This is a genomic window from Paenibacillus gorillae, from assembly GCF_000513275.1.
GTDB classification, from domain to species: domain Bacteria; phylum Bacillota; class Bacilli; order Paenibacillales; family Paenibacillaceae; genus Pristimantibacillus; species Pristimantibacillus gorillae.
This window is the reverse complement of record NZ_CBVJ010000027.1, coordinates 1-12,948: the sequence shown is the minus strand read 5'-3', so window position 1 is coordinate 12,948 and position 12,948 is coordinate 1. Positions and strand designations below refer to the sequence as shown.

At 46.1% G+C, this 12,948-nt stretch carries 9 protein-coding genes; 1 reads left to right on the top strand and 8 read right to left on the bottom strand.

Annotation, left to right across the window (positions count from 1 at the left end):
* Positions 1–2 precede the first annotated feature (2 nt).
* The 8 genes from TY10_RS04575 to TY10_RS04540 form a co-directional block, all read right to left on the bottom strand.
* On the bottom strand, positions 3–1,499 hold the full coding sequence (locus TY10_RS04575; protein ID WP_042161044.1) for a malate:quinone oxidoreductase: 1,497 nt from the start codon (positions 1,497–1,499) through the stop codon (positions 3–5).
* A gap of 376 nt (positions 1,500–1,875) precedes the next feature.
* Positions 1,876–2,883 (bottom strand): serine hydrolase domain-containing protein, encoded by a 1,008-nt coding sequence (locus TY10_RS04570; protein ID WP_042161042.1) that lies wholly within the window; start codon positions 2,881–2,883, stop codon positions 1,876–1,878.
* Between the two features lie 15 nt (positions 2,884–2,898).
* The gene (locus TY10_RS04565; protein WP_042161040.1) at positions 2,899–3,738 is read right to left on the bottom strand and encodes a MerR family transcriptional regulator; all 840 of its coding nucleotides are present in this window, start codon (positions 3,736–3,738) and stop codon (positions 2,899–2,901) included.
* 192 nt (positions 3,739–3,930) lie between these two features.
* Positions 3,931–4,872 (bottom strand): sugar phosphate isomerase/epimerase family protein, encoded by a 942-nt coding sequence (locus tag TY10_RS04560; RefSeq protein WP_042161038.1) that lies wholly within the window; start codon positions 4,870–4,872, stop codon positions 3,931–3,933.
* A gap of 29 nt (positions 4,873–4,901) precedes the next feature.
* Complete coding sequence (locus TY10_RS04555) at positions 4,902–6,272, bottom strand: family 4 glycosyl hydrolase (protein WP_042161036.1); 1,371 nt, start codon at positions 6,270–6,272, stop codon at positions 4,902–4,904.
* 32 nt (positions 6,273–6,304) lie between these two features.
* Positions 6,305–7,264 carry a carbohydrate kinase family protein gene (locus TY10_RS04550; RefSeq protein ID WP_052350362.1) on the bottom strand — a complete coding sequence of 320 codons (960 nt, stop codon included), beginning with the start codon at positions 7,262–7,264 and terminating at the stop codon, positions 6,305–6,307.
* 133 nt (positions 7,265–7,397) lie between these two features.
* A complete protein-coding gene (locus TY10_RS04545; protein ID WP_238327438.1) occupies positions 7,398–8,441 on the bottom strand; it encodes a LacI family DNA-binding transcriptional regulator in 1,044 nt (347 codons plus the stop codon).
* 188 nt (positions 8,442–8,629) lie between these two features.
* Positions 8,630–10,147: an NAD(P)/FAD-dependent oxidoreductase gene (locus TY10_RS04540; protein WP_042161032.1), complete on the bottom strand. Its 1,518-nt coding sequence runs from the start codon at positions 10,145–10,147 to the stop codon at positions 8,630–8,632.
* Positions 10,148–10,569: 422 nt separating this feature from the next.
* Between TY10_RS04540 and TY10_RS04535 the strand changes: the two genes are divergently transcribed.
* Positions 10,570–12,732 (top strand): heavy metal translocating P-type ATPase, encoded by a 2,163-nt coding sequence (locus tag TY10_RS04535; protein ID WP_042161029.1) that lies wholly within the window; start codon positions 10,570–10,572, stop codon positions 12,730–12,732.
* Positions 12,733–12,948: the final 216 nt, after the last annotated feature.

The following is a 12,948-nucleotide window of genomic DNA, read 5'->3' as shown; positions in this document are numbered from 1 at the left end:
AACTAACTATAGACGCGTTCTTTCTCGCTTAAGCCAAGCGCATCTGCCGTTGATGCGTGCACCTCGCGCAGAAGCTCCGGATTTTTCATAAGCGATACGCCGTAGGAAGGAATCATTTCTTTAATCTTCGGCTCCCACTCTTTGCTGTGCTGCGGGAAGCATTTGTTAATAACCTCAAGCATGACATGTACCGCGGTTGAAGCACCAGGAGAAGCGCCTAACAATGCAGCAATCGAACCATCCGCTGCAGTGATAACTTCTGTACCGAATTGCAAGGTACCTTTTCCGGCTGGTGTATCTTTAATAACCTGTACACGCTGACCGGCTACGACCAGATCCCAGTCCTCGATCCGAGCATTTGGAATAAACTCACGCAGCTCTTCCATACGTTTTTCTTTCGATAGCAGCACTTGCTCGATCAGATATTTCGTCAGCGACATGTTTTTCGCACCGGCCGATAACATCGTGACCAGATTATCCGGTTTTACCGAAGTGATCAAATCGAACATAGAGCCGGTTTTCAGAAACTTTGGAGAGAATCCGGCAAAAGGTCCAAAGAGCAATGATTTTTTGTTCTCGATAAAACGGGTGTCCAGATGCGGAACTGACATTGGAGGCGCACCAACTTTAGCTTTGCCGTAAACTTTAGCATGATGCTGAGCGACAACCTCCGGATTGTTGCACACCATAAAGATACCGCTAACCGGGAATCCGCCAATATGCTTCCCTTCAGGAATACCTGACTTTTGCAGCAAATGCAAGCTTCCTCCGCCGCCGCCGATAAAGACGAACTTCGCTTGGTGATGCTCCACGCTGCCGCTGGCGTTCCGGATTTTCAAGTTCCACGAGCCGTCACCGGCACGCGTCATATTCTGGACGCTATGATTATAGTTAATTTTCACGTTTTTGCTCTTAAGGTGATCGAATAGAATGCGCGTTAAAGCACCAAAATTGACATCTGTCCCCGTGTCGATTTTGGTTGCTGCAATAGGTTCATTCGATTGACGATCTTTTATAATGAGCGGAATCCAATCCATCAATTTTTTAGGATCATCGGAAAACTCCATGCCTTGAAACAATGGATTCTGGGTCATCGCTTCGAAACGCTTTTTCAAGAAAGCTACATTCTTTTCACCTAATACCATACTCATATGAGGCAATGCCATAATAAAGTCCTGCGGGTTAGAGATCAGCTTGCTGTTTACGAGATAAGACCAGAACTGCATGGAAAGCTGGAACTGTTCATTAATCTGAATCGCTTTGCTAATATCCACCGATCCATCCGGTTTCTCTACCGTGTAGTTAAGTTCGCAAAGTGCCGCATGCCCTGTTCCTGCATTGTTCCATTCGTTTGAGCTTTCTTCCCCTGCTTGCTCGAGCTTCTCAAACACTTTAATTTCCCATTCCGGTACTAACTCTTTCAGAAGTGTCCCTAAAGTCGCACTCATAATTCCGGCACCAATTAAGATGACGTCTGTTTTAGTTTCTCTGCTGCTCATTATTACCATCCTTATATCCTAAAATTTGCAGAAAGCATCCAGTCGCTCCTGCTTAGGCCTCACCAAGCCAAGGCGCAACCTAGTCACACACCTTATTGTTTCAATAACGATTGTCATGTCTTGCTATTCATTTGTTAGATTAAACTGTCATCAAATAATTATAAGCTATTTAACTGCTCGTGAAAAGTGAGAAATGCGACCACAAAACGACCTATTTGTGTCGATTTGAAGGACTTCTATAACGGATGCCTGGGTCAGCATACTTGAAAAGACCCATGCACTATGTCATGGGCCTTCAGAAACGTTATTTATTAAACAATTGATCCATTTGTAAACAGCCAATTATTTAATCTGGCGATCAATAGCAAGTCATCAGTCATTCTTTATCATCACTAACAGCTGGAATAATCCAATCTCTAATTAATGGCCATCTGTCAGGAGCATGAGGGAGAAATCCAGATGCAATAGCTACGACAAGCTCTTTCTCTGGCACGCAGCAAATGACATTTCCCCCGTCTCCTACAGCTGAATAGGCAAGTACTCCGTTCTCTTCGCGTACCCACCACAGATAACCATATTGATTCGCATTCATCGCCGTCGATTCATCAACCCAGCTCTGCGAAATCACCGGCTGGCCATCCCACTCTCCCCTGTTCAAATAGAGTTGGCCAAACAGAGCCATATCTCGTGGAGTTAACGTCAGCCCCCAGCCGCCTGTTGAATGCTTGTGAGGGTCGTTAACCCATCCTTTCACTTCACTCCCAAACAATTGATCAAATCCGAAAGACGTAAGCGTATAGTCCGGAATTTCTCGCATGCCAATCGGTTTGAATAATTGTTCATTTGCAAACTCACGAGCGCTTTTACCCGTGGCACGGGTAATAATTGCAGATAGTAAATGGGCACCTGCGGTTGAATATTTGAAGGCCCCTAGTGTACCGTTAAGTCCCATAATATCCAGCGCATACTGGACCCAGTCCGGATTCATGCACATTTGATCCAGCGGTTCACGCCAGTCCTCAAAGGCATATGGAGCTGTCATCGTAAGCAGATGCCGGATCGTAATTTCCCGCTTCACACCTGCATCCGCATCAGCCACATATTCAGGAAAGAAATCCAGCACTTTCGCATCCGCATTCTCTATATACTTGCGATCTATTGCAATGCCAATGAGGGCCGACACAATACTTTTTGTTACCGATGCCACATGATGAGCCGTATCCGGGCCGAAACCATTGTAGTAGCTTTCATATACTGTAACCCCGTTTCTGACTGCAACGATACCGTTAATATTGCTGTATTCGGACTTAATTACAGCATCTAATGATGAAAGCTTTTCAACATCCACTCCCAATGCAGCAGCCCCCTCGGAATTAGGTTTCATAAAATATCCCCTTTATCATTTATAAGCTGAACTGTTATTTTTTCTTACTGGAAAATATACCTCGGTTATCCTGTCTTCCGGGTGTGTACATTGGGGATCGGATACGTATATTTCATACGGGGATTTCAGCACTTCATAACCTTCCTGGTCGATCCATTCCCTCAGCTTCGCGTATACCGATGTCAATTGGGCATAGGAACCCTTAAACACCGATTTGGCACAAAGTCCTCCCGGTATATCCCTTGTTCCCTTAACCGCCTCGGCGATGGGAATCGCAAACTCTGTATCATTGCCGACCGGATTGTACTCAGGGCTGTGATAAATCGTCATGGGGCTGCCTAGCAGCGTGAGTTTTTCCGTCGCAATCTTTTCATACAGCCTGCCGAAGTAAACGCCATACCCTTCTGCATAATCGTCGCTGCTAAGTTTCAGACGGTTAAACAATACATTCATTGGCTCCGTTTCTACAAGCTGCACTTCGATATGCTGAAGATAGGACATGATGGGAATGCCTTTTTCTACATTTGCGATATCGAGGCTTATTTGTTTAAGCGTGTAGGCGACAGCATCCAGCTTCTCCTGAAGCCCTCTCCTCTTACGATGAAGCTCAGTATAGATGTTAGCTTCAAATTGATCCTCTTCCCATTCCAGAATGGCTCCGATCTCCTCCAGTGAAAAGTGATAGGACTTCAACCGGTTAATCCAGAGCATCGTCTCAAGCTGGCGGATCGAGTAGTACCGGTAGCCGTTGTCCACATTAATCTCGTCCGGATGCAATAAGCCAATCTCATCGTAATAGCGAAGTGTTTTAGTCGATACTTCACATATTTTCGAGAATTCGCCAATAGACAGCAAGGCGTCACCTCCATTTCATTTAACCTTTTATCGGAACTATTGGATGATCAATCCAATCTCCTGCTAACTCTCACTATACACCTTCCCCTAAGGGCAAAGTCTACCCCAATCTCTGCCTGCCCGGGCAGGATGCTGTTTTCACATAAAAAAGGAGCTAACGCTCATGCAGCGTCAGCTCCCACACTTTTATTATTACAATTGTTTCCCGGCTAAAAGCTCCCTCATCTCTTCTACCGATTCCTTGAAATGAGGATATAATCGGAATTCAATCTCCATGTTGATGATACCTTCATAAGCAGCCAGCCACTGGAACACTTCCGCATAAGGAATCGAACCCCAGCCGACAGGCAAATGCAAATCTCCGTAGCCGTAAGGCAAATTGCTCATATAGGCTTTGGCGTCGTACAGCTTGCCGAAGTTGTCATGGACATGCAGATGCTTTGTGTAAGGCAGTACGGCTTCAATCGCTTCTTGAAAATCATACTCGTACGCGATCGAGGTTAAATAGCAATGGCCGATATCGAGCGTAATGCCCACATTGTCTAGACCAACCTTGCGGATATGCTGGGCCACCGTCTGCGGATGAACGCCATAGGTATAATCATTTTTCCTGTCATACCAGATGTTGTTCTCGACCCCGATCGTTATTCCCGCATCCTTGGCGATAAGCCCAAGTCTACGCAGCATTGCTGCATCCTCTTCAAGCAGCAGCTTGAAGAGCGCTTCTCGTTTCATAGGGCCGTACTTTGGAAAATAATGCTGCTCCAGATTCTGATCCGTCAACTCGGCGTAGGAGCTGTGATAGATAATCGTATCGGCGCCAATCGCTTTGGACAGCTCGATTCCCGCTTCGAAGACGATCTCGTAATCCCTGCCTTTCGCCCAAGACAACAAGTTTAATTCATAAGGCAGATGCATCGTGTACTTCAGCTCGAATTTACCAAGCACCTCACGCACCCGTTCCAGACGCCTAGGGTGCACCTTCCCGCCTATTACGACATCTAGTCCGTGCAAAATCAACTCCGCGTAATCGCACCCGGCATCAGCAATGTAGCCGAGATGGCGCTCCAGCGTCTCTAAATCCCCATTTACCATATCTGCGTTCAGACTGATTCCAATTCCCTTTGCTTTCATGCAGCGGCCTCCTGCTCAATGAAATCGTATTAGTTCCATTCTCCAAGAATGTCTGCGTACGCATCGAGATAGTCATTTACAAGGCTTTTCGCCATGGAGTATGAATTAACAAGCGGGTGAACCATCAATGCCTTGATTGCTGCATCCTTCGATTTGTTCAGTACGGCTTCTACTGTGTAGCTTTCGAACAGCTTCACATTTTTCATCAATTGATAAGCATGCTCTGGCAGCTTCTTCGGTGTAACTGGTACAGCGCCTTGAGCCGTCATGCGGCATGTAATCTCCAGTACGTCGTTTTTGTCAAACCCTTCAACTTGGTCACCTGCAGGGATATTCAGTACGATATGCTTCTCAATGCCTTGATTCATCGCCCGTGCGAAGTCCAGCATAACGCCAGCGTAACCAAGCGTGTTCGGCATTTCGAGCTTCTCATCCTCAGCTGGCTGCTCGATAGGCCCTTTGCTCGTCTCAATCGCCATGTAGGAGGACTCACGTTTGTGCATGAACCGCAAGTAGGTTTGAAGCGCCGCTTCCGGATCGGCATCGATGTCCATTTCTCCGAGTACACGCAGCATCTCCGCATTGTTCGCTTCAACGAATTTGGCGCGTGTATCGCCATTCTTAATGATGTTCTCAACGGCTTGCTCGCGGTTATAGTAGTAGTACAGGTATTCGTTCGGCAGCAATTTAAGTGTGTCGATCAGTTCCGGATCGAACATTTTGAATTCGCCGACCTTTGCGATAAACGCTTTGTCCGATACAAGCTCCGGCAGCAATTCTTTTCCGTCCTGCACGATGCTTGTAATCCACGAGAGATGGTTCAGACCAACAAACTCAACGTACAGCTCGTCCGGATTCGCACCGATCGCTTCAGCAATACGGATCTTCGTCGAGCTTGGCGTATCGCAGATTCCGATAACGCGGTCATAGCCGGCTGTATGAAGCGCTTGGGATACGAGCCCGGATGGATTCGTGAAGTTGAATACCCATGCATTTGGCGCGATACGTTTAATTTTCTCACAGTAATCGAGCAGTACAGGAATCGTACGAATTGCCATCGAGAAACCGCCTGGGCCTGTAGTTTCTTGACCGATAACGCCATGCTTCAAGGCAATTTGCTCATCGATGACACGGGAACGGTCATTGCCGACGCGAATTGTCGTAATGACATAATCCGCCCCAACCAAAGCATCCTCGATATCGTCGCTGAATTCCAGCTCCATGTTCAGGCCGCTTTCCTTCACGACATGCTTGCACAGCTTCCCGATAATTTCCAGCTTCTCACGGTTAACGTCATACATCACGAATTTTGTAATACCAATATCCTTAGCCAACATCGTTAAGCTTTTTGTGAAAAATACTGCGCGAACACCCGCGCCTCCGATTAGTACCAATTTCATTTGTAATTCCTCCTCATAATTTGGCTATAAAATTAAGACAATAAAGTGACAGCTTCTCGCGGTGAATGGTCAGACAAAAATGCGGTTAATTCAGCTAATGTCGGAGACCCCGTGCTTCCGCCACGTTTTGTAACGGAAAGCGAGCCGCAGGCAGTGCCATATTTCAAGCAATGTTCCAAGTCATCTCCTTTCAAATAACCGTAAAGATAACCGGCATTGAAAGAATCGCCTGCGCCTGTTGTATCCACAACTGTTACTTGGAAAGAAGGATGATGCATCATTTTCCCTTCACGCTCTGCGATAACTCCCCCCTCTCCAAGTTTGATGACGGCTGAAGGCGTGCAGTTAGCGAAGACGGAAAGTGCGTCCTTGACATCTGATTTGCGTGAATAATGGAGAGCTTCCAGTTCATTCGCAAAAAACACATCGACGGACGGGATAATGTCGAAGATGCCTTCATACCATTCACCCGTTTCGTCCCAGCCTACATCCATCGATACGGTAAGGCCGGCTTGCTTGGCCTTGGTCACAAAAAACAAGTATTCCTCATGATTGGAACGTCCGTTGTAGCCGGTAATGTGGACGTGCCGAACCGTGGCAAACAGCTGCTCTTGTACATCATTGAGTGTAAACTCCGTGACAGTGCCGTCATAAGTGACAAAGGAGCGATCAGTCTCCGGGTTGAACGCAATACTGATTCCTGTATTCTGTTGTTGGCTGAATACAATATCTGTAGCTACTCCATTGCGATTGAGCTCATCGATAATGAACCTTCCGCAATAATCATCGCCTACAATTCCGGTAATGATCGGGCGCATGCCCAGCTTGGCCATGCCCAATCCGCTAAGCGCCGTTCCGCCTCCAATGTGGAAAGAAATATTCGGAACCCGAATTTCCTGACCAGCATCCGGAATGGCATTACAGCCGCTAACGACAATATCAATGTTCCCTGCTCCAAGGAGCAGTACATCGTATGGTTTCTCAGCTTTCAAAATCATGACCTCCACGCTTCTATTATGAGTTTATCTGAGAACGTTACCAGACTTAAACGAAAGGCATACTATCATTTATTATGATACATTTATGGCAACGTTATCAGATTTGAGTAAAGAAAAGCCTGAGTCATTATAACAAGCTTCTCAAGCTGTCTCTTTCGACTAATTTATGGCTAAGCACAACTTCCTTAACGCCGGGCGAATTCCCTTCAATCATCTTGATCAATATATCGACGCTCATCTGCCCGATTTGCTGAATCGGCTGATGCAGCGAGGTTAGCTTCGGACGAACCGTCTCTGTAATACTGGAGTCGTCGAAGCCGACGACCGAAATGTCATCCGGTACTTTCAGACCGTGATCTACGATGCAATTAAGCGCCCCCACGGCCATATCGTCACTAACTGCAAAGACAACCGTAGGCAACTGCTCGCTTTGCAGAAAGGATTGCATGATCTCATATCCGCCCCGCATCTTGAAGTTGCCGAATCGTACCCATTCCGGATTAACAGAAATTCCCGATTCTACAAGTGCTTTCAAGTAACCGTCGTAACGATGCCGGCCAGTCGAAATCTCTTTCGTATCTCCCCCGATGAAAGCGATTTGCCGATGTCCTAAGGCGATCAGATGCTTAACCGTGTCATAGGACGCCTGCATATCGTCGATGTTGACCGAAGGGCAGTCGACCGTTGCTCTCGGCTTGGCGCTGCAGAACACGGCAGGCGTGGTAAGGGTTTGAAGAAAACGCTCGATGTGCTTGTTCATCTTCTCATGCATAACGATGATGCCGTCTACTTGCATTTCCTTAAACACGTGCAAATACTTCAATTCCTTGTCCAGATTATCCTTGATATTGCCGACAAGAATGTTATAACGATTCTGACTTGCCGCTTCTTCAATATAACTGAGCGTGGAGGAGAAAAAGCTGGTTGAAATATCAGACGCGATAACGCCAATCAGGTTCGTCTTCTTGCGGACCAAACTGCGGGCTATACTGTTAGGCACAAAGTTGAGATCCTTGATCGCTTGCTGAACCATCTCTCTCACTTCCTGCTTGACATACTTCCCGTTGTTCAGCACCCTCGACACGGTTGAGATGGAAACGCCGGCTTTCTCTGCGACATCCTTAATATTGATAGCCAGTACGTTCCCCTCCTCTTCACTGCGATGTTCCAACGACTGCTGATTGGATAATCAAAATATATCAAAACGTTTTCAGAGTCGTCAACCCTTTTTTTAATCATCCTCTAGATGGCAGGCAGTATATGGCACTCATCCTTAGCCGTATTCTTAATTCCTAGCCTTGTTCTACGCCGCTAGTAATCAAAAGCTGCCATTCGCTTGAATGGCAGCTACAGATTATACTATGACCCGAATCCTCCTCCGGCATTCGTTACTGCCGCTGGATTCAGCAATCCATCATAGGCACCTTCAAAGGACGGGATTAGCTCATCTATTCTTGCTTGGAACTTCTGCGGATCCGATTCTCCAAGCTCGGCCCGAAGCTGCTGCTCTTCTTCGGAACCATCATCGTTAAGCAGCTCAGCCAGCACCTTTGCATTGAAAAATTCATTCGGAGGGAGAATTAGCGAATTCATCATAAACATGGTTCCATACATCGAAAAGTTGTTTTCTATCGCCAGTTTTGTAGCTTTTTTCGTAAATAAATCGATAAACTTATGAACAAACGCAACACCTTTCAATGTATCCGTACCAGAGTGCTCGACACCTTTCCACCGCAAATCCGATACAGAACTCAGCCACCAGGCAGGTTCAACCGCCCGCTGCATCCGCTCAAGAACACGCCGTTCGAACTGAGGCTGAGGATTGCTGCGCTGTTCTTGCAAGCATTTGCCGATTGTCTCCGCTTCAATTGCTGCTACAGTCATCCCTTGCCCGTATATAGGATCAAAGCTGCAAAACGCATCCCCAAGCACAAGCAATCCTGCCGGCCAATTGTCCATCCGTTCAAAATGATGACGGACCGATTCCTTGACACGATAGCCCCTTGGCGCCTGAATCGGCTCTAACTGACTTGTAATATCCGCTACCTCGGCTGCTGCTAAATGTTTAAGTCCTTCCTGATGCTCATCACTATCAGTTGATGGGTAAGGCTCATCACCCGCACTGAACAGCAAGGATCCGGCAACGTTATTCTCAATTCGGAAGAGATAGCTGGAGCAAACGCCCTTGTCGGGATCAGCATCGGATAAGATAGATCGCCACTCTTTATGTAAAGGTTCAGGAATTTTATAATAACGAGTGCTATATCCTAAAGAAACCTTCAATATTTCTGGTTCTGGAATCTGATAACCAAGAGCTTCAAGCCAATTGGCCGCTTTTGAGGAACGTCCGGCTGTATCCACAACCATATCGGCTGTTACCGAGCCCTCCGTTTTTTGTTCATTGCGTTCTCTGGTATAAATACCTGTAACCGTTCCCCGGTCATCGGTGATTAACCCTGTTACCTCTGTATTAGAAAGGAACTGAATATTTTCTACCCGTTGCACCCGTTGACGAATAACCCATTCTAGCAATGGCCTGCTGCTGGAAGCCGTGTTTTTGGGCGGTTGTATAGGAAAACTGCCGTAGCGATTGGCAATGATTACGGACTCTTCATCTGACGGGTCTGCCCCCATCTCCAACATATCAGTTATATATCCCGGAAAATAACGCCCCAAAATCATATCGCCGCGCGGCAGCACCCGATGCGGGTGGTAGGATTGCGGTACGCCAGGCCGATTAACCGGTTCAGCCGGCAATGTATCTCTTTCAACGATAACAACATTCTCGTAAAAATCGGATAATACCCGTGCCGCTAATAGTCCGGCAATTCCTGCTCCGATAACGACTGCTTTACCTAAAGCTTTTGATTCTGCCATCTATATCATTCCTTTCGGTTGCATGCTAATTATGAATAAGAATATGAATAATTGTTACTTGCGTTCAAGAAATGCGGTTCCCTCCTGTTCTCCTGCTCCTTTCTTCTCATATTCAACAATCGGTCTTCCAGAATTTGATTATACTCCCGCCCAAAACAGACATTCAACTTCATCAAAATAAGTTACACATTCATGTTTTTTTGTAACTTATTTGAATATATGCATGATCTCAGCATCTAATCCGTTTAACAGACTAAAGAGCTTGCGGTTAACGTTAATCATTTTGCCTCTTCTGGTTAAAATAAGGGAAATGATGAACGCATTCCGTCCCTCCGGCGTTTAATATTAAAATTTGACATATTCCAGTCACTCGCATATCATATGATCAAGTGCTCATATAATGTTTGAAAAGAGGTTTTCCCATGAATGAATACCGCATTAAAGGTCTCTCTTGTGCCGGCTGCGCCCAAAGAATCGAAGATGAAATTAAACAATTGAATCATGGGGACGGCGCCACACTCAGTTATAATTCAGGCAAATTGACGGTTAACCCGGATATCTCCATGAAGGACGTCAATCGCATTTTGAAATCTGACGGGGCTTACATCGCAAATTCCCTTCAAACGGAACCTAATTCTTCCTCCCCTCACAATCATCATGCTGACGGGGCTCATGACCATGAACATGGCCATGAACACGGCGATCATGATCATAGTCATGCTGACGGCAATCATAAAATGCTGAAATTGCTCATTACATCCGGAGTGTTGTACGGCGCTGCCTTATCTCTAGAAGGGGTGCTCGATAAGCCATTTCTCATCACCCTTTATTTATTGGCCACCGTAATTAGCGGCTACACGACTTTTTTCCGCGGCTTGAAAAACTTAATTAAACTTAAATTCAATATCGACACGTTAATGACCATTGCCTTAATCGGAGCCGTAGCCATCGGAGAATGGAAAGAAGCAACCTTAGTCGCCATTCTATTTGGACTTAATGAATTGCTGGAAGGCTTCGGCATGGAGAAAGCCCGGCGTTCGATGGAAGCTTTACTGCAAGTTGCTCCCAAAGAAGCTTTAAAAATCATAAATGATCAAGAAATCATTGTCCCTATTTCTTCCTTGCAGGTCGGCGACCTTGTCAAAATCAAGCCCGGAGAGAAGATTCCTTCCGATGGTATCATTACTGTCGGAAAAAGCTCGGTTAATGAAGCAGCTATCACTGGCGAATCACTTCCGGTTGAGAAAGAATCCGGAGAGCCCGTCTTCGGCGGCAGTATCAATAACGAAGGACTTCTGATCATTCGGATTGAGAAAGCTTATAACGACTCGTCCCTAGCAAAAATCCTCCATCTGGTGCAAGAAGCTCAGGAAACAAAGACGCCAACGGAGCTCTTTATCAATAAATTTGCGAAGTATTATACGCCGCTCATTATGATTATTGCTGCGCTGGTGACGATCGTCCCTCCGCTCTTCCTTCAAGGAGACTGGAAAACTTGGCTGTATCAAGGATTGTCCGTGCTCATCGTCGGCTGCCCATGCGCATTAATTCTTTCTTCTCCGATTGCAATTGTTTCAGGGATCACCCGTACTGCAAGAAACGGAATTCTTGTTAAAGGCGGCGTATTCTTAGAGCAATTGGGCAAAATCGATACGCTTGCTTTTGATAAGACCGGCACTTTAACTAAAGGTGAACCACATGTCGAACAGCTTGAAATTTATGACGAAGATCGTTTTCTACAAGTTGCGGGTGCGATTGAAAAATCTTCCTCTCACCCGTTAGCCAAAGCGATTATGAAAGAAATAGACCGCAGAGACCTGTCGATCTTCGAAACCGAGGAAATCCAGACCCTTACAGGAAGCGGCATTAAAGCTCTGATAAATAGTCAGTCTTACTGGTTAGGCAATGAGAAAAGCATCGAGCATATAAGTATACCTTCAACCATTCAAGAGCGGATTAAACAGCTGAAGGAAGATGGGCTTACAATTGTTCTTGTAGCAGATGAACAACAAGTACTTGGTATGTTCGGCATCTCGGATGAAATTCGCAAGGAAAGCCGCTCTGTCATTGCAGCTCTTCACAAGCTTGGGATTAAGAACACGGTAATGCTTACTGGGGATCATCAGAAGACCGCCGAGAAGGTTGCAGCTGCAGTCGGTGTCTCGAATTACTATGGGGGATTATTGCCGGAGGATAAAGTAAATCGGGTAAAAGAGCTTTCCTCCAAAGGCATTGTCGCCATGATTGGCGACGGCATTAATGATGCCCCAGCTCTGGCTACCGCGCAGCTCGGTATTGCAATGGGTAAAGGCACGGACAGTGCAATCGAGACAGCGGATATTGTATTGATGCAGGATCACTTAGGCAAACTTCCAGGGGCGATCTCTCTCGCCAAGCGTGTTAATCGGGTGATTCGATTCAATATCATCGTCTCGCTTGGACTGAAAATTATTGCGCTGCTGCTGACTATCCCCGGCTGGCTCACGTTATGGATCGCCATTCTGTCCGATATGGGAGCCACCATATTCGTCACGCTGGTAAGTTTGACAATTCTCATTGAACGGAACAAAACGACTTCGAAATAGACGAATAAATAAAGGGCAATGCACGAATCCGTGCATTGCCCTTTATTAACTTCCATCGTCCCGATGGATGATTCAACTACCTGATACAAACTTCGTGATGCTGACTTGCGATGAGTAACAAAATGCAAAAATGCAGGCTGATAAGCCGAAAACGGTCCAAAATAGCCTTCAAAATGTAAAAATACATTTGAAATCGCTCAATTTCACGCTTTGAGG

Bases quoted from the DNA above. Each gene is read 5' to 3' on its own strand.
- TY10_RS04560 (WP_042161038.1), bottom strand. From the start codon at position 4,872: ATGAAAGCAAAGGGAATTGGAATCAGTCTGAACGCAGATATGGTAAAT.
- TY10_RS04535 (WP_042161029.1), top strand. From the start codon at position 10,570: ATGAATGAATACCGCATTAAAGGTCTCTCTTGTGCCGGCTGCGCCCAA.
- TY10_RS04570 (WP_042161042.1), bottom strand. From the start codon at position 2,883: ATGAAACCTAATTCCGAGGGGGCTGCTGCATTGGGAGTGGATGTTGAA.
- TY10_RS04575 (WP_042161044.1), bottom strand. From the start codon at position 1,499: ATGAGCAGCAGAGAAACTAAAACAGACGTCATCTTAATTGGTGCCGGA.
- TY10_RS04540 (WP_042161032.1), bottom strand. From the start codon at position 10,147: ATGGCAGAATCAAAAGCTTTAGGTAAAGCAGTCGTTATCGGAGCAGGA.
- TY10_RS04555 (WP_042161036.1), bottom strand. From the start codon at position 6,272: ATGAAATTGGTACTAATCGGAGGCGCGGGTGTTCGCGCAGTATTTTTC.